This window comes from Psychrobacter sp. ER1 (assembly GCF_048631835.1).
GTDB lineage: Bacteria > Pseudomonadota > Gammaproteobacteria > Pseudomonadales > Moraxellaceae > Psychrobacter.
On sequence record NZ_CP184640.1, the window covers coordinates 2,034,003 to 2,059,475 of the forward strand.

Annotated in this window: 19 protein-coding genes and 5 pseudogenes; 13 read left to right on the forward strand and 11 right to left on the reverse strand. The window is 43.0% G+C overall.

What is annotated here, in order from left to right; genetic code table 11:
- Window positions 1-45 precede the first annotated feature (45 nt).
- The gene (locus ACOBWA_RS09440) at window positions 46-558 is read right to left on the reverse strand and encodes an alpha/beta hydrolase (RefSeq protein WP_420229196.1); all 513 of its coding nucleotides are present in this window, start codon (window positions 556-558) and stop codon (window positions 46-48) included.
- Between the two features lie 57 nt (window positions 559-615).
- A complete protein-coding gene (locus tag ACOBWA_RS09445) occupies window positions 616-1,530 on the reverse strand; it encodes a hypothetical protein (protein ID WP_420229197.1) in 915 nt (304 codons plus the stop codon).
- 735 nt (window positions 1,531-2,265) lie between these two features.
- Between ACOBWA_RS09445 and ACOBWA_RS09450 the strand changes: the two are divergent.
- The 3 genes and pseudogenes from ACOBWA_RS09450 (at window position 2,266) to ACOBWA_RS09460 (ending at window position 7,428) form a co-directional block, all read left to right on the forward strand.
- Window positions 2,266-3,463, forward strand: a pseudogene (locus ACOBWA_RS09450) (sugar transporter).
- A 370-nt stretch (window positions 3,464-3,833) separates the two neighbouring features.
- Entirely contained in the window at window positions 3,834-5,111 is a 1,278-nt protein-coding gene (locus tag ACOBWA_RS09455) for an MFS transporter (RefSeq protein ID WP_420229198.1), read from the forward strand.
- A 412-nt stretch (window positions 5,112-5,523) separates the two neighbouring features.
- Entirely contained in the window at window positions 5,524-7,428 is a 1,905-nt protein-coding gene (locus ACOBWA_RS09460) for an autotransporter domain-containing protein (RefSeq protein WP_420229199.1), read from the forward strand.
- A 151-nt stretch (window positions 7,429-7,579) separates the two neighbouring features.
- On the opposite strand, the gene arfB is transcribed toward ACOBWA_RS09460, so the two are convergent.
- The 6 genes and pseudogenes from arfB to ACOBWA_RS09490 form a co-directional block, all read right to left on the reverse strand.
- The gene (gene arfB, locus ACOBWA_RS09465; RefSeq protein ID WP_420229200.1) at window positions 7,580-7,993 is read right to left on the reverse strand and encodes an alternative ribosome rescue aminoacyl-tRNA hydrolase ArfB; all 414 of its coding nucleotides are present in this window, start codon (window positions 7,991-7,993) and stop codon (window positions 7,580-7,582) included.
- 357 nt (window positions 7,994-8,350) lie between these two features.
- The gene (locus tag ACOBWA_RS09470; protein ID WP_420229201.1) at window positions 8,351-9,193 is read right to left on the reverse strand and encodes an HpcH/HpaI aldolase/citrate lyase family protein; all 843 of its coding nucleotides are present in this window, start codon (window positions 9,191-9,193) and stop codon (window positions 8,351-8,353) included.
- A 216-nt stretch (window positions 9,194-9,409) separates the two neighbouring features.
- On the reverse strand, window positions 9,410-10,171 hold the full coding sequence (locus ACOBWA_RS09475; protein WP_101205627.1) for an SDR family oxidoreductase: 762 nt from the start codon (window positions 10,169-10,171) through the stop codon (window positions 9,410-9,412).
- Between the two features lie 174 nt (window positions 10,172-10,345).
- Window positions 10,346-11,127, reverse strand: a pseudogene (locus ACOBWA_RS09480) (SDR family NAD(P)-dependent oxidoreductase).
- 3 nt (window positions 11,128-11,130) lie between these two features.
- The gene (locus ACOBWA_RS09485; RefSeq protein ID WP_420229202.1) at window positions 11,131-12,138 is read right to left on the reverse strand and encodes an NADP-dependent oxidoreductase; all 1,008 of its coding nucleotides are present in this window, start codon (window positions 12,136-12,138) and stop codon (window positions 11,131-11,133) included.
- Window positions 12,139-12,160: 22 nt separating this feature from the next.
- Window positions 12,161-13,964 (reverse strand): annotated as a pseudogene (locus tag ACOBWA_RS09490) (acyl-CoA dehydrogenase).
- A gap of 186 nt (window positions 13,965-14,150) precedes the next feature.
- On the opposite strand from ACOBWA_RS09490, the gene ACOBWA_RS09495 reads away from it, so the two are divergent.
- Both ACOBWA_RS09495 and ACOBWA_RS09500 read left to right on the forward strand, forming a co-directional pair.
- Window positions 14,151-14,546, forward strand: coding sequence for a hypothetical protein (locus ACOBWA_RS09495; protein WP_420229203.1), 396 nt, complete (start codon window positions 14,151-14,153; stop codon window positions 14,544-14,546).
- On the forward strand, window positions 14,525-15,172 hold the full coding sequence (locus ACOBWA_RS09500) for a GlxA family transcriptional regulator (RefSeq protein WP_420229204.1): 648 nt from the start codon (window positions 14,525-14,527) through the stop codon (window positions 15,170-15,172). The genes ACOBWA_RS09495 and ACOBWA_RS09500 overlap by 22 nt, the downstream gene beginning before the upstream one ends.
- 19 nt (window positions 15,173-15,191) lie before the next feature.
- Here ACOBWA_RS09500 and ACOBWA_RS09505 read toward each other — a convergent pair whose 3' ends face one another.
- Window positions 15,192-16,469 carry an LD-carboxypeptidase gene (locus tag ACOBWA_RS09505; protein WP_420229205.1) on the reverse strand — a complete coding sequence of 426 codons (1,278 nt, stop codon included), beginning with the start codon at window positions 16,467-16,469 and terminating at the stop codon, window positions 15,192-15,194.
- A gap of 203 nt (window positions 16,470-16,672) precedes the next feature.
- Here ACOBWA_RS09505 and ACOBWA_RS09510 point away from each other — a divergent pair, with 203 nt between their 5' ends.
- A complete protein-coding gene (locus ACOBWA_RS09510; RefSeq protein ID WP_420229206.1) occupies window positions 16,673-17,152 on the forward strand; it encodes a YkvA family protein in 480 nt (159 codons plus the stop codon).
- Window positions 17,153-17,277: 125 nt separating this feature from the next.
- Here the strand turns inward: ACOBWA_RS09510 and ACOBWA_RS09515 are convergent, their stop codons facing one another.
- Together ACOBWA_RS09515 and ACOBWA_RS09520 are read right to left on the reverse strand one after the other, a co-directional pair.
- Window positions 17,278-17,583, reverse strand: coding sequence for a hypothetical protein (locus tag ACOBWA_RS09515; protein WP_420229207.1), 306 nt, complete (start codon window positions 17,581-17,583; stop codon window positions 17,278-17,280).
- Window positions 17,584-17,699: 116 nt separating this feature from the next.
- Window positions 17,700-18,245: a hypothetical protein gene (locus ACOBWA_RS09520; RefSeq protein WP_420229208.1), complete on the reverse strand. Its 546-nt coding sequence runs from the start codon at window positions 18,243-18,245 to the stop codon at window positions 17,700-17,702.
- A gap of 350 nt (window positions 18,246-18,595) precedes the next feature.
- Between ACOBWA_RS09520 and dnaQ the strand changes: the two are divergent.
- The 7 genes and pseudogenes from dnaQ (at window position 18,596) to nth (ending at window position 25,169) form a co-directional block, all read left to right on the forward strand.
- Window positions 18,596-20,239 (forward strand): annotated as a pseudogene (gene dnaQ, locus ACOBWA_RS09525) (DNA polymerase III subunit epsilon).
- Window positions 20,240-20,386: 147 nt separating this feature from the next.
- Complete coding sequence (locus ACOBWA_RS09530) at window positions 20,387-21,586, forward strand: hypothetical protein (protein WP_420229209.1); 1,200 nt, start codon at window positions 20,387-20,389, stop codon at window positions 21,584-21,586.
- The gene (locus tag ACOBWA_RS09535; protein ID WP_420229210.1) at window positions 21,544-22,068 is read left to right on the forward strand and encodes a hypothetical protein; all 525 of its coding nucleotides are present in this window, start codon (window positions 21,544-21,546) and stop codon (window positions 22,066-22,068) included. The genes ACOBWA_RS09530 and ACOBWA_RS09535 overlap by 43 nt, the downstream gene beginning before the upstream one ends.
- 245 nt (window positions 22,069-22,313) lie before the next feature.
- On the forward strand, window positions 22,314-23,081 hold the full coding sequence (gene nudC, locus ACOBWA_RS09540) for an NAD(+) diphosphatase (RefSeq protein WP_420229211.1): 768 nt from the start codon (window positions 22,314-22,316) through the stop codon (window positions 23,079-23,081).
- On the forward strand, window positions 23,060-23,251 hold the full coding sequence (locus ACOBWA_RS09545) for a hypothetical protein (protein ID WP_420229212.1): 192 nt from the start codon (window positions 23,060-23,062) through the stop codon (window positions 23,249-23,251). Before nudC ends, ACOBWA_RS09545 begins: the two co-directional genes overlap by 22 nt.
- 257 nt (window positions 23,252-23,508) lie before the next feature.
- Window positions 23,509-24,354, forward strand: coding sequence for an RnfABCDGE type electron transport complex subunit B (locus ACOBWA_RS09550; RefSeq protein WP_420229213.1), 846 nt, complete (start codon window positions 23,509-23,511; stop codon window positions 24,352-24,354).
- Between the two features lie 120 nt (window positions 24,355-24,474).
- A pseudogene (nth, locus tag ACOBWA_RS09555) lies at window positions 24,475-25,169 on the forward strand (endonuclease III).
- Window positions 25,170-25,473 lie beyond the last annotated feature (304 nt).

The window sequence follows — 25,473 nt, forward strand, 5'->3', positions numbered from 1 at the left end:
ATCCATCCAAACGATGGGATCTTCGCACAGATGAGTTACGTGATACTAAATATCACTACTACGAGCGATACGGTGATGACCACCTTCAAAGTAATCAACGTTCCAGCTATCAGGCAGATTCACTAAGGTTCGTCTAGCCACTGCCATATCAAGACTTTCATCATCGACTTCTACCATCACCCGCACCATCTCGGTATTAGTCGTTGGAAAAGATAGCTTCATATCAACTACGTCAGGGATACTGTCCGCCAATACCTCATTTGGATAGATACAAGGCGCAATCAACAGCGCGCGCAAGTTATACTTATGGGCAAAATGATTGGCAAACCAGCCGCCAAGCGAATGCCCTGCCAACACTACTCGAGGATACTGTATCATTTTCTCACGAATCAAAGCATCATAAATCTCAAATATTTCTGCAAAACTCTCTCGATAATTGACCGTTTGACAGTATTTTGGCTCACGTGTGATACACGTATATTTACTGGTCTCATTGCTTGAATCAAGACCATGAAAAAACAGTAAAAACGTATCGTTGTTTTCAATAGGACACATCATAAGGTTCTCCTTGTTTAATTATTATTTAGGCTTATTCTTGATAATTTGGCTTATAAATTAAACTGGTTTTTGGCTAGCAACCTGCGCTTGATACAGGCTCAAAAGCTCCTCACAAGCCTGCATTGAGGTATTTTTTGCAAAACCTTCGTTAAACCAAAAATCATAAACCGCATGGACAATAGCTTTCACCGCTTCTGCATTTTCTGGCTTTTGTGCTGTTAGTTTCATCGCAATGTCTTGCGCCTGTATATCCGACTCGCTATAAGGCGCGCTCCAGCCCACGCCATAACGATAAAGCACATCATTGATTGCCAATATGAATATAGCATTTGATATGCCAAATGAACCGACAAGCCTGTCAAGCATTGCACAGCGCTCTTCATAAATACTGACCTCTATCGGCATATCAGCCTGCTCAGACAGACAGTCACAACTCACCATATGCGAGGGTTTATTAAAATCATCCCATAGCAATGGATAAGTTCCGCGAATTCCGCCTTTTTCCACTACATTAAATTGCCAAATCGCATAATGAGTATCTGGCCCCTTATAAGGCACATGTACAAACCATTGCATCATCGCATCACTGTCGTACATGATATGAGTACTACCAATCCGCACACCCTGCTTAGGTAATACATCTTGATACACACTATCCATGTCATCACTATAGAGCGTCACTTTGCGTAAGTTTTCATCACTGCTATCGCCCAACTTCGCTCTGGCTTCAGTTATATTTCGATAGGGTTTAAAAGGCGCTACCCATCTAAGCGTCTCATTAGTATTGTTCACGAAGTAAATATCATCTTCATAACTGTCTACAGAAACCGTTTCGAGGTAAAACAATGGCTGTTTTCGTATTCGGCCTTTCTCATCATTTGCCAGTGCCGTTATACCAGATAGCTTTGAGCCAACCGACCATTGCATATTGTCTAACCGTTTTTGCTCAAACTGATACGTTAATGTCGTCATCGTTATATCCTTATTGTTTTGATTTTGGTTGTTTAGCTGCAGTTTTTCGTTGTTGTTATATTCTGGATGCTGATTTCAAGCCAGCCGAGCCTATTCGCCATTGTTTAAATGACGTCATTATCTATAAAGTTAAGTAAATTAATCGACTTGGTAAGGTGGTAGTTTTTAATTCTGATAGACTTTTTAGACACAGTTTTTCGCTGTTACATTGCTTATATTTTTGCAATGTTAACGAGCTTTTTCTGCTAAGTTTTTTGTTTATTAATAAATATGGTTTTTGAGTTTGTAAAGGCGCAGCAGTTTAGGATTAAACGTAAATAACATTGCTGAAAAAACATTGCTAAGATAGCGTTTAAGACTCAGTTAAGAAGTGAAGCGTTGCGCTCCGAGGGTTAACTGGTTTTTATCTCATGTTACTTTGCCTGACCTAATAACTATAGTATAAGCTCACATAAAAATAAAGCTGTTTAAAACTTTCTACGACAATTGGTGTCGCTTCTTTTTAAATGAATTGTAGTTTAGTCATTAGCAAGTATCCCAACGCATTAAGTATAATTAGCGATAGTTTCATATTACTCAAGTATCTGCAATAAACGTCCAATTAACAATCCTTATCAAAAAACACCTTTTAAGATCAACGTGAGCTTGCTATCTTGCCGCGCAACCCTTGTATTCTAATTAAGCCTACCCCACTTTGACCTATCACACGTAGTATTTGCATCTGTATTGGATTTTATGACACATAACAATGAGGCTAGCTCAAACGCTCGCCGAACTCAGTATTTTCAAGTATTTTTGATGGGCGTTAGTGCCTTTATTATGAACACCACAGAATTTGTCCCTGTGGCGCTGTTGAGCGACATTGCCCAAGACTTCTCTATTACGACGGCAGAGACTGGCTGGATGTTGACACTCTATGCTTGGATTGTCGCAGCGATGTCATTACCACTAATGCTACTGACCAGTCGATTTGAACGCAAACGCTTGCTCTTGGGGCTTTTTGTAGTATTTATTGCCAGTCACGTACTTTCCGTATTTGCATGGAGCTTTGACGTGCTGCTCATTAGCCGAGTTGGGATTGCGTTATCGCATGCGATATTTTGGTCCATTACGGCCGCAATCGCGATACGTGTCGCACCTGAAGGCAAAAAGCCTTAGCGCTTAGCGTACTGGCGACGGGTACTTCATTAGCAATGGTACTGGGTGTGCCGCTAGGACGCTTAATTGGGCAATGGTTTGGCTGGCGGGCTACCTTTGGCGGTATTGGCGTCATTGCCATGATTGTATTTATTCTACAAGCGAGACTCTTACCGACGTTACCTAGTATGTTTGAAGGATCTTTTAGAAAGATTCCAGAACTCCTTAAAAACCCCTATTAGTCTGTTTGTACCTGCTTATTTTATTGGTCTTTACAGCCCACTACACGGCTTATTCTTATATAGAACCATTCATGCGCCAAGTCGGTAATATCAGTGAAAACGCTGCTACTTTTGTACTGTTGCTATTCGGTGCAGCAGGAATTGTAGGTAGTGTGATATTTAGTCGTTGGGGCGATCGGTTCAATACCAGATTGATGCTAATATCGACCATACTGATGCTCGTGTCTATGCTTGCGCTGTTGCTAGCAGTGACCTCTGTATGGGCGCTCAGCTTTATCGCCTTACTATGGGGCGCGGCGCTCATGCTACTAATTATCTCAATGCAAGCCAAAGTCATCATGGTCGATGTCAATGCGCAAGACATGCTGATGTCGATGTTCTCAGGTATTATTAATTTGGGGATTGGTACGGGTGCACTATTCGGTGGTTATGCCGTGACGCATCTTTCACTATCTAGCGTAGGATACACAGGTGCGGCTATCGCAGTTGTGGCATTACTCTTAATGCTATTTATGATCAAACGCTTTCCTGAGTTGAGTAAGCGACTTGGCTAGCTAATAAACTGATATTAGATAGTATCCAAAAAACAGCAGACAGTAAGTAACCGTCAGAAAATAACAAGCAGAATGCCAGCCATATAAATGGGCTGGCATTTTCTTTATGTGTGAATACAACGATATAGCCTACAAATCATTTCAAGGATTTCTTAGACACCGATTGAACGAACGTTCAGGTGCGGTTATACTAATTTTATTGGACATAAGTATACTTAGGCTATAAGTGTATTTAATAAAGGACTGATAGGGATTGAGCACAAAAGGATGAGTGTGAAATGGATACTATTCAAAACAAGGAAGTCATTACCTACAATTTAAATTTAGTGACGATATATATTGCGAATTTTCAACTTGTTGGAGATTCGTGATGGCTAATGGAATGACTCAACAAGACAGTCCAGATCAAGGAAATCAAGATAACACTGCGCCCCTTAGATTGGGTAAATTGCATTATGCTTGGATCGTTGCTGCGACAGGTTCTATAGCAATGTTCTGCGGACTTGGGTTAGGACGATTCGCATTTGGCATGTTACTGCCATCCATGTCATCTTCTTTAGGATTAAATTATACTCAAAGCGGAATCTTGGGATTCACCAACCTGATAGGATATCTGGTTGCAGTGCTTCTAAGCCCTTTTATTCTACCTCGGTTGGGTACTCGAACGACTGCGACGGCAAGCCTCCTCCTCATTGCTGTCTCTATGTTTGGTATGGCTTTTACCACCAGTTTTCCAATACTTTGCGCACTCTATGTATTGACAGGTATCGGTAGCGGCGGCGTGGTCTTACCAATGATGAGCGTCATGTCGCATTGGTTTTTTCCTTCGCACCGCGGGCTTGCTTTAGGACTGGTCATGGCGGGTCCTGGATTTGGTATCATTTTATCGGGATTTGTCGTACCCAAACTCTTACCTATCTTTACCCTACTGTCTTGGCAGACAGGCTGGCTAATTTTTGCCGTGATTAATATTGCGGTAGCTTGGCTTACTTTTACTTTGATTCGCAACCATCCGGACGATGTCAGCCAAAATCCTTTTGGGCGCGCACCCACCTTACCTGTTAAAAATAAGAAAAAACTAGAACGTAGTAATATTAAGCTGCTCGTACATTTGGGTGTCATCTTTGCCATTTATGGCGCCACTTACATGGTTTACGTCACCTTCATTGTCACCAGTATGGTTGGCTCGTATCAACTGAGTGAAGCAACTGCGGGTGGGGTTTGGGCATGGATTGGCCTACTCAGTATGTTCTCAGGTATATTATTTGGCTGGATCTCTGACCATATTGGCAGACGCCTTGGTCTCGCTTTAGCCTTCTTTTTCCTTGCTATCGCTTATCTGTTAGTCGGACTTACTGACTGGGATTTCGGACTGTATTCGTCCATTATTCTGTTTGGCTTAGTGGTTTGGAGTGTTCCTGTCATTATGTCTGCTTCGGCGGGAGACTATTTTGGACCCGCTGCAGCGGCAAGTGCGCTTGCGGCGCTAACTTTTGCCTTTTCAGGAGGACAAGCTCTCGGACCAGTGGCCGCAGGCTATCTTGCAGAAATCACTGGGGATTTTAGTATCAGTTATATGATATCTGGTATCGCAGCTTTTGTAGCACTTGGACTGGCCTTATTATTGCGTCCACAAAAACAAGCTTAATTTCAGTTTCTATAGTATTGATACTGCTAGCTATACTTTGCTATTGCCGCCAGTGACATCTTTATACGCACTTAGTCTGACTATCTTATTGTGGAGTGCTGCTTTGATACTATTTACGATTGGGCAGTTAGTTGAGTTAAACAAGCAATGTCGACAGATAAGCCTTATACTTTTCAATAAAAATAACTGAATAGAAATCAGGTGCTTACAGCATAATTACATAGAAGGAAACAAAATATTATGTGAGCGAGACAGTATGATTTTTTAATACTTGCTCCCCTTTTTTATGCTCTAAAAACTTATTTAAATCAGGCAATATTCTTGCAATTTTGCAATCAAAACGATTGCTAGCTTTCTAAAAAGTGGTTACACTCGGTTGACAAACTATTACATTGATGACAAGGAAGTCGCTATGCCTCGTAATACTTCACGTTCTAAAATTAGCCATACCACTCTCAAAACTTTTACCAAAAGCATACTGGCTGTCAGCCTATCTATCGCTGGTATTGCTCACGCGAATGCTTATGACAGTGTCACCTTTTTTGGTGATAGCCTGACCGATGGGGGATACTTTAGTCCTCTAACTCAAAATAATTTTGGGCTTCCAGATTCAGGTCAGTTTACTACCAATCCTGATAATACATGGGCGACCTCATTCGCTGAGCAATTGGGTACAACCTCTGTCGCCAATACTTATGACGGTAGTCAAACTGGGAATAATTATGCCATTGGCGGTGCAAGAGCTGGCGTAGATGTTGCTGCTTTCGGTATTCCAGTAGCTTCTGTCAATAGCCAAGTGAATAGTTATCTCGCTAATAACAAAGTAGACCCTAATGGACTCTATGTCGTATGGGCAGGGGCAAATGACCTGCTTGCTGCAGGTGAAGCTGAAAATCCTGCTAGTGCCCAAGCGACCATCCTAGGTGCAGTAGCTAGCCAAACCGAAACGATTAAGGCACTAAAGGACAATGGTGCCAAATATATCTTAGTACCCAATATTCCTGATGTCGGTCTGACGCCTAGGTTTGTTCCAGACCCTGATCTAGAAGGTCAAGAACTTGCAGAGGCTTTGGCAGCCCAAAGAGCGGCAACTGATGCAGCCAGTCTCTACAATCAGTTTATGCTTAGTGGCGTCGCAGGTACTGGCGCTAATATCATACCGCTAGATATGTTTAGCTTAACTCAGGAGATCATTGCGTCGCCTGCTCAGTATGGTTTCACTAATGTCACCGATGAAGCTTGCGGTGACAACAATAGCTCTCTAACTTGTGGACCTGATACTCTTGTAGAAGCAAATGCCAACGAAACCTACTTCTTCGCTGATGGCATACATCCAACAGGTGCTACCCATCAACTGATTGCTGACTATGCAAATGCTGTAGTCACAGCGCCTAGCTTAATCGGCGTCTTGCCACATATTGCAACGACAACCGGACTTGCAACCAATGAGCGCTTACAGTCACACGTCAACCAAATCCAGAGCAGTGAGCAAAAACCTGATCGTACACTATGGGCTGTCGGTGAAGTCGCTAATCAAGACATTGCAGGGTTTGATGGTGATAGTAATACCCAAGTATTGCTTGGTGTAGATTTTGCTCATCCTAATTCAGCCAATGCAGTGACAGGCTTATACGGTAACATCACTCAGAAGGACTTTGAAAACTCAGATGTCGGTACAGGTTTGAGTGATATTAATCTGGGAGAAGTTGGTTTTGGTGTCTATCATAGCAACAAGTTTGGTGGTTTACAGATCAATGGTGCTGCAGGATTTGGCAACATGGATGTCGATGTCACACGTGCTGTGACACTAGGCAGCAACCAACAGCAGTTTAAGTCAAATGCTGATGGCAAGCGCTTTTATGCCAACCTGCAGGCAGGCTACCCAATGCAAGTGAGCAATATTGCCGTTACGCCTTATATCGGTGCCACAGCGAGCCGCGTAAAAATTGACGGACTCAAAGAAAAAGAGATGTCTGGCATTGCTATGCAGTTCGATGAGCAGAAATACTCTACGACATATGGCAAGCTTGGCCTCAAAGCCAATCATAGCTTGATGGAGAACCTAAACTTATTTGGTGATATTCATTACCAAAAGCAGCTGAGTGACAATCGCGAAGCGGTAACCGCACGTTTAAATACGCTACCAAATATCAGCTTTGAGACGCCTATAGTCGAAACTGATGATGATAACGTTGCCATGACACTTGGCCTATCTAGAAGCTTTGGTCTATTGAACGCCAATGCTGGTATCACACATTCACAAGGTAATGACGATGACTCAACCAGCCTATTTATTGGACTTAATGGTGCATTCTAAATAAGTCGTTAATCTAGAAGAATGGTATAGGTGATAATTAATTGCCTATACCATTATAAATTCAAAAGTTGCAATAACCTACTACGATTTTTGCTCTATAAGTTTTCTGCCGCACAACTTCTTAACAATCAAACCTACTATAACAAATTTTCTAAAAATCTACTTTACCGCGCAAAGCCTTTGTCTTACCACGCTGGGTCTTTTTATCCACCCGTTTACGTTTGGCGTTTCTGCTAGGTTTGGTGGATTTTCTGGTTTTATTTACATGAGTGGCTTTGGTTATAAAGCTTTGTAGCCGCTCAAGCGCATCTATTTTATTGCGCTCTTGCGTTCGAAACTGCTGCGCCTTGATAATTAGCACGCCTTCCTTTGTTATTCGGCTATCTTTGCTATTTAGCAGTCGCTGCTTGTACTCATCACTCAGACTTGAGTTGTTAATATCAAAACGCAGGTGAATGGCAGAAGATACTTTGTTGACATTCTGGCCACCTGCGCCTTGCGCTCGTATAGCGCTGATCTCTACCTCATTATCATTGAGGCTAATATTATTATTAATGAAAATCATAGTTTGCTTTTATCGAATGTGAATGGATATGGTTTGTGATAAAGCATTATATAGTCAATCCTCTATAAATTAGGTACGGTGTCAGTCTCGCTTAGTATACTGCTTGTAATATTTTCACTCAGCTTTCTAGGGCGTGTCCTCATTTTAAGAATGGGGATAAAAATGAGATAAATCGCAGTCAAACAAGGAAAATAGCGCAGATAATATCGAGATATTAGTCAGCTATTTGACGCCATTTGGCAAGATTTAGCCATTTTTAGCCCATTTAGATAACTATCAATTGAATTGAGGACACGCCCTAGTAACCAAATTATATTGAACCGACTGCTTATATTTAACTAAACATGGATTGGTCTGTTACTTTGCCAACAGTTGACGACTGCGCTCAATCACTGGCGCATCGACCATCTCACCATCTATCTTAAATACTGCCTGTCCACTGCGCTCATACTCTTCGACCACACGCTGTGCGAATAACAGGGCCTCATCTGTTGGTTGCATTGTTTGATGGACAACTGCCACTTGATTGGGATGGATACATAGCATCCCTGACATCCCCATTTGTGACCATAACTGTACTCGATCGCTCAATCCAACTTCATTATTAAAATCAGGATAAATGGTGTCGATGGGCGGCGATAATTGATACACTTTTGACGTCAGGATTAGTTGATAGCGAATTTGATTGGCGATGATATTAGCAGCAGGTGTTCCTACTTGCACTTGCAAATCATTGCACAGATCTAGAAACCCATAACTAAACGCGGCTAGCCCGACTGCTTTTGCCATACTATCGAGTTGATACAATCCCATCGCACTCTCAATCAATGCAATCACGGGTAAATTGGTAAGCTGATGTACGCTCTCTATATCGTCTACTTGCTCAGTTTTGGCCAATAACAAGCCAGCCAAATTGGGCATTTTCTGACAGAGCACTATGTCTTTGAAAAACTCTTCGCTACCTGCCTTATTAATACGCACCCAAACCGGCTGATAACCTGAACTGTCGTGATATTGCTGTAATGCTTCGCGTGCGGATGCTTTATCTTCTGGCGCAACGGCATCTTCTAAATCTACAATAACCGCATCTGCACCACTAGCAAAGGCTTTCGCCACTCTATCGATGCGAGTCGCTGGCACAAACAGCCATGTTTCATTTTGAGGAACCGTTTCGATTTTATTGTTGATAACTGAATTCATGCGTAACTCCATCATATTGTCCAAGTAGCTATTAGCATATTTATTATGCCACTATACAGCTGATGCTCATTTAAAATTAGCAATTTATTTGATAGTACAAAACCAAGATTACTTAAAAATTTCATCAAAAAGCCAAATAAAAAACCGCATGAAAATTTATCTCATGCGGTTCTTCATAGTAAGTTGCTCTTGAACTTATATGCTGTAGTTTGCTAATTAAGCCAACATGCCACCATCGACAACGATAGTCGCGCCTGTGGTATAGCTTGAGGCGTCCGACACTAGATACAATACGGTACCAGCCATTTCATCAGGCTCAGCCACACGTCCTAGCGGAATTGAGTGTAGTGCCATTTTTAAGACTTTATCGTTAGTAGTCAATGCAGAGGCAAACTTAGTATCCGTCAAACCTGGCAATAGCGCATTGACACGGATATTAAGTGGGCCACATTCTTTAGCAAAGGCTTTGGTCATGCTGATGACTGCTGCTTTTGTGATTGAGTAGATGCCTTGTTTATCACCTGCTACTAAACCATTGACCGATGCGGTATTTAAGATGACACCGCCGCCCTGCTCTTTCATCATTTTGCCAGCGGCCGTCGACATAAAGAAGTAACCACGGATATTAACTTCAACCGTTTTATCAAAGGCGGCTAAGTCCGTATCTAAGATATGACCATAGTAAGGGTTGGCTGCAGCGTTATTAACTAAGATATCAATTTGACCAAATTCACTTTTGATATGCTCAAAAATTGCGTCAATTTGCTCCATGTCTCCTACATGACAAGCGAAAGCACTGGCCTTATGACCGTCAGCTTTGATGCTATCTGCGACTGCTTGGCAAGCATCAATTTTTCGGCTTGAGACAATCACATGTGCGCCTCTTGATGCCAATAGACGGGCAATAGACTCACCAATACCACGGCTAGCACCAGTTACTAGAGCAACCTTACCAGTTAAATCAAATAAATCTTTCATAGTTGTTCCTTATATTTTTATAAACTTTATATTTTCGATAATTTTTGAGCGCTAAATTCATGTATCTAAAACGTGTATCTAAAAACAGATAACTAAACGCAGATAATCGCTGTCATAACTAACAGCGATTATCGAGCACTAATAAACTGAACAAAGAGCGCTCAACGATCACGGTTACGCTAGCATACCACCATCCAAGGTGAAGGCATGACCATTCATAAAACTGCTTTCATCGCTGGCAAGCCATGCAATCGCACTAGAGATTTCATTCACATCACCTAGACGGCGCAGTGGACTGGCCTTGATCGTTGCTTGCTGCGTACGCTCATCCATCGTTGCCATGGTGTTGCGAACCATTGGCGTATCAATGAAGCTTGGGCATACAGCGTTGAAACGGATATTGGCACGGGCATACTCATGGGCAGCAGATTTGGTCAGACCCATAACACCATGTTTAGCTGCACTGTAGGCTGAAATCATAGGTGCTGAACGCAGACCTGCAATAGATGCCACGTTGATCACATGACCACCACCGTTAGGTATCATACAATTGACCGCAGCACGCATACAGTGCCAAACGCCTTTTAAATTCACTGCGATATTGCGATCAAAATCATCATCACTTAGCTCATGCATCGGCGAAGGCTTATGGTCGATACCAGCATTGTTTACCACAACATCTAAGCCGCCAAGCGTTTCTACTGCAAAATCGAACAACGCACGCACTTCATCACCACTGGTCACATCTACTTTTTGAAGACAATACTGTTGCCAGCATCTTGGCCTTGTTTGGCAACTGCTTCGCCCATTTCTTCTGCCATATCACCAATGACGACTTTTGCGCCGCGGCTGGCCAGCAACAACGCACTGGCTGCACCGATGCCTGACGCACCGCCCGTGATCAAAATTCGTTTGCCAGCTACATCTGATGCAATTCCATTTGTATTCAGTGTCATGATCTATCCCTCTACCTTAAGTACTAGTTTACCGAAATTTTCACCGTTAAAGAGCATCATCAAAGTATCAGGGAACGTCTCGATACCTTCAACGATATGGTCTTTTACTTTCATATCACCTGACTGAATCCAGCCAGCAATCTCTTTCATAGCGATTGGATATTCTTTGATATTATCGAATACTACGATGCCTTCCATGCGAGCACGATTGACCAATAGTGATAGATAGTTCGATGGGCCTTTTACTGCTGTGGTGTTGTTATATTGGCTGATAGCCCCGCAAATAACGATACGCGCATGTAGATTAATCTGAGTAAGCACGTCATTTAAGATATCACCGCCTACGTTGTCAAAGTACACATCGACGCCGTCTGGGCAGGTTTTCTTTAGTGCTTTTTTCACATCTTCGTTTTTGTAATCAATCGTCGCATCAAACCCAAGCTCATCGACCAAGAACTTGCATTTCTCAGCACCGCCCGCGATACCGACGACGCGGCAGCCTTTAATTTTGGCAATCTGACCGACCAAGCTACCAACCGCACCAGCAGCGCCAGAGACGACCACGGTCTCACCCGCTTTTGGCTGACCCGTCTTTAGGAGACCGAAATACCCTGTCATCCCCGGCATACCTAGTACACCCAAATAATAAGACAGCGGCGCCAGTTTCGGATCAACTTTATGCAGACCAGTACCATCGCTGACCGCATATGACTGCACGCCGTCGTGACCTGCGACATAGTCACCTACTGCAAATTTTTCATTTTTACTTTCAATCACTTCACCCACGGTACCGGCGCGCATAACCTCACCAATTTGTACTGGTGCGATATAAGATTTGGCATCGTTCAACCAACCCCGCATCGCCGGATCGATAGAGATGTATTCAACCTTAATCAGCAACTGACCATCAGTAATCGTCGGTATTTCTGTCTCGGTATAATCCCAAGTCTCAGCGCTTGGCTCGCCTACAGGTCTTGCTTTTAGGTGCCATTGTTTGTTTATCGTTGTCATGTCTCTTTCCTTAGAGTTGTTCTTAGAACCAGTCCGCTTGCATATCAGTGCAAACCGAGTTGGTGTTGGTTAATAATTCGATGTCGCGTTTAACTAATGGTAGTTCCCAATCGATGAAGTATTTGGCCGCTTGTATCTTGCCTTTATAAAAATTCTGCTGCTCGACATCTTGCGTCGTACTTAGTAGCTGCTCGGCTTTACTGGCTTGGCGAATCCAAATCCAGCTCAGTACAATTGAGGCAAAAATATTCATTAATGCTTGAGCATTACCAGTCAATGTCAGCGCTTCTTCTGTCTGCAACACTTTGCCCAAATGCACGAGCACTTCATGCAGCTGACCCATATAAGGCATCAGCTTGCCTGCAAGTTGCGCGCTCTCAGGCGTAGTGATACTTTCTAAATCTTGTGTAATCTCACGTTTTAGGATTTGAATGCCTAACCCACCTTTTTGCCATAACTTGCGGAATGACAAATCTAGCGCCTGCACACCGTTTGTGCCTTCATGGATAGGATTTAGACGATTGTCACGCCAAAATTGCTCAGCCTGATATTCACGCGTATAGCCTGCGCCGCCTAATACCTGAATACCTAAGTCATTGGCTTTTGGGCCATACTCAGATGGCCATGCTTTTAGCACTGGCGTTAGCAAATCCAACAACTCTGTTAGCTCATTTTTTAGGGTTTCGTCTTCACAGGTGTTGATACGGTCAATTAGGTTTGATCCATATAGACATAATGAGATGCCACCTTCAGAGTAGGCTTTTGCGCTAGTAGCATACGCTTTACGTCACCATGCTGAATGATAGCAGTTGCCACATCTTCAGGTTTATTGTTCGGGGCGATTCTGCCTTGTGTACGGTCTTTGGCATAATCTAGCGAATACTGATAGCCACGATAACCAATCATAGAAGCACCAAAACCGACAGCGATACGTGCCTCATTCATCATCTTGAACATATAACGCAGACCAAAGTGCTCTTCGCCGATCAAATAACCATGACAATCGCCTTCGTCACCGAAGCTCAATGCTGTAGAAGTTGCACCTCTATAACCAAGCTTATGAATCAGTCCGGTCAGATGTACATCGTTACGCTCGCCAACAGACAAGTCAGCGTTCAAGCGATACTTAGGCACGGCAAATAAAGAGATACCTTGACACCACCTGGACCACCTGGCACTTTGGCCAGTACCAAATGCACGATATTGTCAGACAGCTCATGATCACCTGCTGAGATATAAATCTTGCTGCCTTTGACACGGTACGAGCCGTCATCTTGTTTTACGGCGATGGTTTTGATATCAGCAAGCGACGAACCTGCATGTGGCTCTGTTAAAGCCATAGTGCCAGTAAATTCACCTGTCAGCATACGCGGCATAAAGGCTGCTTTGATATCATCACTAGCAAAATGAGAGATGACGTTGATTGCCGCAGTGGTCAGAAATGGATAGGCGGTCGTTGATGGATTGGCTGCCATAAAGTAGCCTGCCACAGCTGTCATCACTGTCTCAGGTAACTGCATACCACCGTCTTCAAAACTATAACGACCGGCGATAAAGCCAGACTCACGGAACGCATCAAAAGCGACTTTTACATCGTTTATCATGCTGACTTTTTTACCATCGAACTGCGGCTCGTTCTTATCCGCAATATGGTTATGAGGTAAAAATAAATCTGTCGCAATCTTATTTGCCGTCTCTAATACAGCATCAAATGTCTCACGGCTATGTTCTGAGAACTTTGCGTGCTCGGTAAGTGACTCTGTGCCTAGTACGTCATACAATTGGAAAGGTAATTCAAAATCGTTTAGGAGGGTATCTGCGGCCATAGTATTCTCGTTAACTGATTAAATGTGGTTATCAATTAATATTAGTCTAATTTGATACCTGTCCGTATTGTCATTTATGACATAATTATGGTCAAATAAGACATAAACAGAGCGTCTAACGGGCTAACATCAACCACACTATGGCTATTTCTGTAAGCACAGCACAGCAAAGGAAACAAGTGACTTATGCCCTATTTCAAACCTTTTAAAATGATTATTCTTGGCTTCGATGGTGTACTTGGCAGTGTGCTCTCTGGCGCATTGGACTTGTTTTCATTCACAGGTGTCAGCTGGCAGCGTTTTTCGAATGAGTCTGTAGAGCCTAGATTTAATGTACAGATTGCAAGCTTGGGTGGCGGCGATATTAGGTGCAGCAATCGGTTAATCATGCAAGCCCACTGTGATATTCGAGACGTGACAGAGTGCGACTTATTGCTTGTGCCAACCATTGGCGACTCTATTGATAAGGTATTAAAGCAAAATAGTGAGCTGCTGCCACATTTAGTACGGCTTGCGAATACCAAGGCTGATATAGCAAGCAATTGTAGCGGAGCATTTTTTTGGCAAAGGCAGGATTGTTAGATCATAAGATAGCCACCACACACTGGGGCTATGCCAATAAGTTTAAGGCAGATTTTCCATTGGTGGACTTACAAGAGAATCAGTTTGTGACCCATTCAAGAAGCGAATCAACAAACCAGTCAGGCAATATATTTTGTGCAGCTGGCGGCAGCGCCTTTTATGATTTAGGGCTATTATTGATTGAGCGCTACTGCGGACGTGAGATCTCTACGCAAGTGGCAAAAACCCAAATTATTGATAGCAAAAGAGGCAGTCAAAACAGCTATACCAATGTGACCCTGCACAAGCCGCATTCCGACCATTTGATTAAACAGGTCCAAGAATATATCGAAGAAAACTTTCAACATTCTTTGCAGGTCAGCAGTTTAGCCGCTATGGTAAATATTACCCCGCGCACTTTAAATAGACGTTTCCAGTCCTGTGTGGCCATGCGACCGATTGAATATATTCAGGCCGTTAGAATTGAACAAGCCAAACGCTTACTTGAGTTGGGCGATGTATCGATAAAGTCACTTGCCGATCAAGTAGGTTATGATGATATCTCTTCATTCACGCGTCTATTTAAACGTGCGACAGAGCTGACGCCTAAAGAATATCAAGATAAGTTTTCGCGGTTGGCTATTTAAAAAGGACAGTGATTAGCGTTTAAGCAGTCTGCCACAAGCCTTCCACTTGGATGGCATCAGCCTTGATGGTTGGATAATCGGTAAATACCAACTGATAGCCGCCATTTACATTAGGACTCAGCTGGCAAGTCGCTCCCAGCGGAAAACTGTATTTTCTGCCGATATGACCAAAAGGCATACCACTATATATCGGCAATCCTGTTAGTTCATGCAGCTGACGAATCACAGTGGCAACATCGTAACGTTTGTCATAGCTGTCCTCACCTGCACCAGATAATGCCCCAAATACGATCGCTTGTTGATTTTTAAACACACCCGCTAAGTACAAATCATACAGCATGCGCTCAATACGATACGCCTGCTCGCCGACATCTTCTAAAAACACAATACCGCCATCGATACGCGGTAAATACTCACTACCTGCCATCGCTGATACGACACTTAAGTTACCACCCCAAATCGTACCAGTTAACAGTTTTGGCTCAGCACTGGTCAAAATACTGGGTAAGCTAGAACTGGTTACAGAAGCGTCTGATATATTAATAACCAGATTGGGATTGGTCAGCACTTCAACAAACTGCTGACCGCTGACTTTATCGGGCGTAGTTTTGCCAAACTCGCTATAGAGCATCGGTGCGGCAAGCGAGCTCATTGACCCTTTTGCCAATAGCGCACATTGGATAGCGGTCACATCGCTAAAGCCTGCGAGTATCGTGCCGCGCTCCTTCATAATCCGTCCTAGCGTCGCCCAATCCACCATAGGCAATATGCGCATGGCACCGTAACCACCGCGCACACCTAACAGCAGCTTTGGCGCGGCTATTGCCCCAGTAGCAAGGTTTTGAAAATCGCTAGCACGCTGTGAGTCCGTTCCCGCAAAGCGTAAGTACTGACGATTGGTAATAGCAGGATTTTCTATTTTAAACCCAGCACAAGCCACCCGATCTAATGCCAACTGATTACGCTCATCATTACCACCCACATTGGAGCTGGCAAAAAGTCGCGTCTCAATCGTAGGCGTGATACAACCTGTCTGCGTCAGCGATTCCTGTGACGTTTGTGCTAATGAGCGATTATCCAATAACGAAGTTGGTAGATCATCCTTGGTCAGCTGTGTACTATGATCAGAATCGATAGGACTGGCTGCCAGCGCTTGAGAAATACCTTGGCTCGCTAATACTGCTGTGCCTGCACTCACACCGATTCGACGTAGAAACTGCCGACGGTTTAGCCCAGATGTTGTTTCAGTTGCATGACTATTGTTATCATCTTTCCATGACTGGCGCTTAATCCCCATATCTTACTGCTACCTTATCGCTTTTATTTTTATGACTTGTGTTTTTAGACCTTGTGGCAGCATATTGTAGACGCTTTTCTGACACTGATGGTTGCCTAATCTTTACCGATATTTACTTTTTCGCTACTGAGACACACAATATAGGTCGATTAGATTTGTTACTGTAAATACAAATTCATTGCAAAAAATAAAAGGTAATAATTATGTTTAATAAAAAAACCGATAAAAACAAGTCACTTGACTCTAATTTAGAATACTTGCTGGGCAAAGAAGACAAGCTGAAAGAAAAGTTAGAGGACAGCGGCTATCTTGAGCCGTTTAGTGATGATTTAATGCTATTTATGAGTCTCGTCAAAGATTATTACAAAGGTGACTACCGTAAGATTCCTTTTAAGACAATCTCAGCTGGCGTTATCGGTGCGCTCTATGTGCTAAATCCAATTGACCTCATTCCTGATTCTATTCCGTTTATCGGCCATATCGATGATGCGCTAGTACTTAAGTTCTGTCTAAAGCAGGCCAGAAAAGATCTGCAAAAATATAAAGAGTGGAAGCAGGAACAATCAGCTACTAAGGATAAGTTAGAAGCTAAGAACGACACGGATAAGAATAGTAACGACAAGACTAGTAGTGATGAGAAAGATAGTGACGAGACTGGTACTAACCTGAAGAAAGCCTCATAAATAATAATACTTTCAGCTATTAGAAAAAAGTGATTCATAACCACAGTATTAATAAAAAAGCCACGACCACGAATTAATATTTCGGTCGTGGCTTTTGCTATTCACAATTCATTCAATACTGTATTTTAATCAGGCACTTCATAATTAGCTTTTTCTGGATTAAGACCAAACGAGTAGACGAATGTCGCAACGAGGCTGTTGACAATAATGAAAGGTAAATCAATCGCAGCATGACCAAGTGCATAGCGACCAAGCAGCCAAGAGACGATCAACATGATAATAAAAAATACACCCAAATATGCCAAAATCGCAGGATGTTTTAGATTATAAGGCTGCTCAGGCGTCGGCTGTTTGTCTAATACATACGTCCTTACCGCCCAACCAGCTGCATAAGAGAATCCGCCTAACACCACGTAACTGAAAAAATTCATATCGCTTAACTCTAATGGTATGACTGTTTATAACAAAATACTGTCTATGCAAATATCATCGACCAACAATAATATTTATAGTCGATACTTATCCAAGTACTATCGTTAACGCTTATTTAAATACTATCATCAACATTATCGATAACAAGATTAGCATGTGGATTGGCTAAAATATCAGTATTCACCTCGTCGCACTCCACGCGGTAGATCGTGTTGGCGCCTCGGTAAATATAAGACAAGTACTCACTGTCTAAGAGCGGATCAATATTTGCGTAAGCTGGTTTGACATGAGCCAACACAAGCACTCGATCAGGACGACCAATAACCGCATCGACATTGTCTGGATCGATAGAGAAGAACTGCGGTATGTCGCTATTGTCTATCACTTCTAACGGCTCTGGAGTATCCCAGACGCGCTTAGCAGTGACGGGCTCTTTCATCTGCATTACCCAAGTGTCATCTTGCTGGCTGACCTTTATCTGAGCAGGCTCATCTTGACTCACCGTATAACAACCTTCAAAGACAGACAGATCTGCTGCAACTTCGGTATCTGCTTGAGGGCTAGTATCATTACAAGCGCTCAGAAAAATTGCGCTGCTGGCAGTCACACTGAGCATCAGATACGTCAGTCTCTTATTAAATAAATTCGAGCGTAAGGACATAATGGGGTTATCCTGCAATCATGCATTAAAAACTTTTATTAAGTGTACTATTGTCAAAAAACCATCAAATAGCAGATACAAAAAATGCGCTTGGGCATTTTTGTAGCAAAGACAGCTCTGTCATTAAAAAATCAGTGGCTTTCAGCGAGCTTCGCTATTTTAACAGAAAACCAAGACGTTACTATTATGTTATAAGTTACCGTAACGGTTTTCTGACTTTGTGCGTCACGACTGCCCATATTTATGATAGATTTGCTATACTCACAACGTCATCATCATCGTTCGAATAACGTAAACGAGATGCTCTAATACTACCCTATGCTTACCACTTATCAGGTCCATACTCCTTTATGTCAGACAACCGTAATTCAATGCCAAACACTCATAAAGACAACGCGATTGATCCATTGGCTGCTAAAACAAATACCACTGTGGCCTATACTGATGGTGCTTGCAAAGGCAATCCTGGCGCTGGCGGCTGGGGAGCACATCTTATATTTAGTGATGGCAGCACGCAAGATTTGTACGGCGGCGACAAAGAAACCACCAATAACCGTATGGAGCTAATGGGTGCAATACAAGCCCTGACCCATAGCCCGCATGAGCATACTCTTGAGATTTGGACTGACTCCAGTTATGTCAAAAAGGCATTACTGAATGGATTGAAGGTTGGAAGAAAAAGGGCTGGAAAACTGCCAGTAAAAAGCCAGTCGCCAATCAAGACCTATGGCAACAATTGGATAAGCTCTGCCAACAGCGTGATGTTAGCTGGCATTGGGTCAAGGGTCACGCTGGACATGCGGGTAATGAAAAAGCAGACGAGCTGGCAAACTTAGGTGTCACCTCAAACAGCGGCCATTCAGCTATGCTCAATGAAGCAGATACGACTAAAAAAAAGACCAAATAGCGACTGATATTAATCCTAATGCTGACATTAACACTGATACTTTGCAAAAATCGTCTAGCGCTGACTGGCTAAGTTTCGATCCATTGGGTCTAGATATGATGGACGATGAGTTTGATGAAGAGCTCTTAGAACCTGAGCCGCTAAAGGAAGATAGTCAGAGTACAGCTAACACCCTTAAGATGAATAAAAACATTGCTGTAGAATCTAACAGCCATCAAGACAATACATACAACCCGACGAGTACCAAAGCTATGCCAGATATTCAAACGCACCTAGATGATACCGTCGACAATGATATGTTGCCAAGTGTAGAATCTGATGCACCTAAGTTCGATGGAGATACTAGCCGTGCCAACCCAAATTTTAAGCCGCTACTACCAAAGCCGATACACCGCCATGAAGCAGATCGTCAGCTTATTATGGATACAGAAACCACAGGGCTTGATGCACTAAAAGGCGACCGTATTATCGAGGTCGGTATTGTGGAGCTAGTCGGACGTAAGTTTACTGGTGAAAAGCTGCACGTTTATATCAATCCGCAGCGCGGCATGGATGATGAAGTCATTCGTATTCATGGTATCTCTGAAGCATTTTTGACCGACAAGCCGACCTTTGATCAAGTGGCTCAGTCTTTGTACGACTTTATGGATGGCGCTGAGATTATCGCTCATAACGCTACTTTTGATATGAACTTCTTAAATATGGAGTTTGCAAAAGTTGGTTTGAATGACTTTGCTAATCGAGTGCAAGTAACCGATTCACTGGCGATGGCCAAGCAGCAGTACCCTGGGCAAAAAACACGCTAGATGCCCTCGTGCGTCGCCTAGATGTTGGTAAGCAAGACCGTACTTTTCACGGAGCATTACTTGATTCAGAGATTTTAGCCGAAGTTTATCTGGCGATGACTGGTGGACAGGTCACGCTTGCCATCGAAGACGATACAGATACCGATGGCGGACAAACCGCTCATGCAAGTTTCGCCAATTTAGCAAATTTATTACTGGCTTCAACGGCGGATGAAACTGCTGACCAAAGCTGGTATGCCGCTTTGGCAGAAGATTATCCTGCCCTAAAAGCTAGCATGTAATTGTCCTTTGAATTTTTATTGAACCGACATTTGTATAATTTAGTCTTGATTATTATGATAGAAAGCGTTAAAACATCACTAACCAATATTTTCTAAGTCAAATTTACACTATTGCTATCCTCATCAGTACATTATGGAAAAATACTTATGGACCAGTCTGCGCAAATGAAGCTAACCGCCCCAACGCTTAGTATTACTGATTTTAACCTGCCATCACTCCATTTACTGCATGATGAGGTTATAGCAACGCTTAAAGATACTGAAATTCATCTAGGCGAGTTCAACGATGATAGTAGTCAGGCACCTTTGTTGTCAGATTCTATCGAAGTATTAAAGCAGCTGTCTTGTATTTTTAAACTCATTTCTTTGGTCGGTGCAGAAGCATTGAATGATGCCATTGTTGGTGGTCTACAGAGACTTTATGACAATGGTGATAATAACGATACTGATTTGATCATGGATCTATCAGAAGCCATCATGACCTTGGATCGTTATGTTGAGTTTGTCCTCTTGACTGAATCGGTAGAGCCTACTCTACTGATACCTGTAATCAACAAGCTTAATGCGCATAGTCAAGAAGCTCCTATTACGGCAGACTATTTTTCTGCATTTGGTAGCAGTAGTGTCATCATCGCCAACCCTGAACAAAACTTTGAATCTCTAAGCACGCTTAATCTAGACACAGAGCTGCTGACCAACGCGTATCGTAGTGGCCTTAGCATTGCACTACTCAATCAAGATGGCAAAATTGACTCAGCAGATCAGCAAAAGCTGGATGCCATGAGTGCAGCTTGTGCATTAATTGCCTCAAATACTGATAGCTTATTTTGGCAAGCGGCGACTGCTGCTGTGACTGATATCGCAGCAGTATTACCATTAAACTTGAGTCAAAAACACACACTTATCTATTTAGAGCAGCAATTTCAAAGCTATTTACCAGTCATGGATACCCGCTTTGCAGATTTAGTGAGCTTTGCCTGTCAACGTGATAACGAGCAAGCGCATCAACTACGTGAACAGTATGCCAGTAACCATTTAGAAGGTGCTCAGCTAGAACAAATGAAACGCTTTTTATTCGGTCCTAACCGCGAACTTACCGATACGTTAAACACAATTATTCAAAATCAGATCAATAATATTAAAGAACACGTCGATAGTTATGCACGTGGCGATTCAATCAACCCTATTGATATGCAGACCGCGCAAACTATCGAAGAGCTGACTGAGCTTAGTTCAGCATTACGTTTATTAGGTCTGTCCAACGCAGCCAATAGTCTTAGCGAAGCAGCAGAAGCTGTGAGCCATTGGCAAGCACCTTCCCTGACGATTTTGATCATTTGCTACTAGCGTTAATGCATGCAGAGAACGCCGCCATTGCCATGGCAGAGATGCATACACCAGGGGCAATCTATCTGCCACTGAATAACCCGCATATCTCATTGCATCAGCTTAATACGGCTAATGATACCTTGATACAAGAAAGCCGAACTGCTATTGCTAGTGCCGAGCAAGCCATCAATGATTATTTGGCGGAGCCTGAGCGCGATATGCTCAATATCCAAAATATTCCTGGGATGATGCGTCAAGTAGCAGGCGCAGTACGCTTCTTACAACTGCCCACACCTGCCAGCATGCTGAGTCAGCTAGCCAACTACATTGAAAAGCGTATCGAAGGCGGACGACGTATCGAAGACAGTACGTTAGCCTGCATCGCTGATGTTATCATGGCGGTCGATCATCACTTAGATGGTTTTGAGAATAATCGCCCTGTCAGCAAACAAGCGCTTGATGTGGGGCAGCAAAGCTTAAGCCACCTACTTGCTGCTTAACTTTTCTTATTGTCATGGCATGGTTATTATCTCTTAGCCATGACATCTCATTTACGTATAGATAATTCAAGATAATGTAGGTACGAGTCAGGCACGTGAAAGCGCTACAGTCATTAGGTTGAACTAGCCTGACAACATGTATAGAGATCTGGGTATCTGGTTTACATAGAATTGATGATATTTTACTCTAAAACAGTCTGTGTCTACGTCGATGCGGACTTACTTTATAATGTTTGGAATTTTATATGGCCCATGCTTTTGTATTAAGTGATGACAGTATCTTATGCCGTCAAATGCCAGATGGTTGGTGGCCTTTGCAAGTTCAGCTATCGCCCGATAGTAATGACTTAAGCGAGCAAGCTTATCAGGTTGGTCACGTAACGCTGCACGAGAGCCTAGCACCAAATCATTGGTTATCAGACGACAGCACTGGTAACGATGCAGATGATACGGTTGATGCCAATATGGCTCATAGCTTTACCGCTCATGCCACGAGCGCCATGACTTATGACTATGCAGTTGCTCATAACATGACGCTACCAATTATTGCTGAAAGCAGTGGTAACACTTTTGTTCCTTATCGAAAACTAATGACTCATTTGCCAGTCGCTTTGTCAGATCAGATTAGCCAAGCAATACAACTATTAAGCTGGCAAGCAGATACGCAGTTTTGTAGTCGCTGTGCTAGTCCTACTGTACATGCTGACCAAGGCGAACGTGCCATGGTTTGTCCAATATGTCGATTGCGCCAATACCCTCGCGTACAACCTTGCGTCATCACTGCTATTACTCGTCCAAATCCAGTAACAGGTGAGATGCAAATCTTACTGGCTCACCATCATCGTCATGGACAGCAAAATCTGCCGCCAATGTATGGTTTGATCGCAGGGTTTGTAGAAGTTGGAGAGAGTCTGGAGCATGCGGTGGTACGTGAAGTCGCAGAAGAGGTCAATATCAGCGTATCAGATATCCGCTATGTCAGTAGTCAGCCATGGCCATTCCCTCTAACTTGATGCTCGGTTTTCGTGCATCGTATGCTAGTGGCGATATTATCTTGCAAGAAGATGAGCTAGCACATGCTGATTTCTTTGATCTCTCAAACCTACCCAGAATTCCACCAAAGGGTAGTATCGCTCGTGATTTGATTGATCAAGTGGCTAAAGAACAAAATATAGATTTATAATCAGTACTTATCTATAAACACCACATTACGCTATAGTGTTGTATTTTCAATCTCATCTCTTTAAAATCGCTGCTCCTGTGACAAGCGTTTTACTTCGAACTTTATTTTTTAATAAGTAACACGCTAACCTGAGCAGTAAAACGCTGACAGAGCAGATGCTCTTATAGACACTGTTTTACAAAGACCGCTTTCTCAACCTTTCATCTCTATTTATACTAATACCTATGCTTACGACCGGTATTAAGGTCCTTAATTAAATGCAAAGTAGCACCAATATACGCTTAGTCAATCTACCTATCTTATTCGATGCATTACACATTGATACCTTGCCCGCTGACATGCAGGCAAAAATTGCACGTGTGGATGCTTGTTTGCCACAGACGCAGTGCGGGCTATGTGAGTATCCAGATGGTTGCCTGCCATATGCCGCTGCGATTGTATTAGATGGCGAGCCGTATAATAAATGTGTGCCTGGTGGTCAGCCAGTCACCAATGCGATTGCTCAGACTCTCGATATAGATACTCTTGACACTACGCTGACGGCGGTGCCTTCACAGTGGCCAGTAGATGCCACTTCCGAACGTCCGACCGAGGTTCGTGCGGTGATCCGTGAAGATGACTGTATCGGCTGCACCAAATGCATCCCTGCTTGCCCAGTCGATGCTATCGTTGGTACTGGCAAGCATATGCATACGATTTTTACAGATTTGTGCACGGGCTGTGAGCTATGTATCGCGCCCTGCCCTGTTGATTGCATTGACTTAGTCACGATTGAGCGAGAAATATCTGAGCCTGAGCGAATAGCAGAGCAAGAAGATTTGAGACAACGCTACCATACTCATTTGAAACGCGTCACAGAACAGCTTGCTGATACGAGTAATAGTAGACCTGTCGTTAGTATGGTAGAGGCTAAGCTCAATAATGCAGCAAGCCAGTCTCTAAACATCAGTGAGTCGCAAGCGAAAAACACTATTGCAGCTGCCAAGCTCCGTACCAAAATCAAAAAACTGGAAAAGCAATTGAGTGTGCGTGCAAATGATAAGAAACAAGCAGAGCTCGAATCCTTACAAGTAGAGCTTGAGTCATTGCAAGTAGCGCTATAACGGTAATAGCTGATTACGCAGTGAATGCGTTAATAAATTGATACTTTAATCATTAACATGAATGCTAGCGCTAGCATATAATTTGGCACAATCATTCATCAAAATAATAGTCAAAATGCCATGAGTAAAACGGTCAAACATAAAACAGCTGACACGCCGCCCTCTAGACGAATGCCCAATCGTGACGTGCGTCCGTTCTTTGAAAAGCTGGCAGCGACGATTGATGAGCCTGTCACCGAACTTAATTATGACAGTAATTTTGAGTTACTTATCGCAGTAATTTTGTCCGCACAAGCGACTGATTTCAGTGTCAATATTGCCACCAAGCAATTGTACCCTGTGGCCAATACGCCTGAGGCAATACTGGCACTAGGCGAAGACGGTCTAAAATCCTATATCAAAAACATTGGTCTATATAATGCCAAAGCAAAAAACGTTATCAAAACCTGTCGTGATTTGATTGAGAAATTTGATAGCACTGTTCCTGATAACCGCAAAGACTTAGAATCACTGGCAGGTGTCGGCCGGAAAACTGCCAACGTCGTGTTAAATACGGCTTTTGGCCAGCCGACCATGGCCGTTGACACGCATATCTTTCGTGTGGGCAATCGTACTGGGCTTGCCACTGGCAAAACCGTACTCATCGTCGAAAAAAATTAGTCGAGCGAATTCCAGAAGACTTCATCGTAGACGCCCATCATTATCTTATCTTACACGGCCGCTATACCTGTCAGGCACGTACACCCAAATGCGGCGCTTGCCCTGTCTATGAAGAATGCATGTTCAAAGATAAAGCTGCATTTTTAGAGTTGTAACGTATTGTTCATTTCAAGCAGATGCTACCGCTAGCTAATTGCTCAGCTAGCTAAACTGCTATCCAGTAACCACCTTTGATTGCAGTGAACTGCTTGTTGAGCATTTCTTATAGTAGAGCAAGTGTTGCTCACTAGAGTTTTATAACGTTTCAAGGTAGAATAACCCTATTTTGCGTTAAGAGATTTTGGCCATTACCCTGCTTCTGATAAGTCAATCTGCACATTAGCGTTGTCTATTAGGGCAAGTACTGACCCAACTCGTTACCGCCAAGACCATATTAGAGCGAGGCAGTATCATTTTATA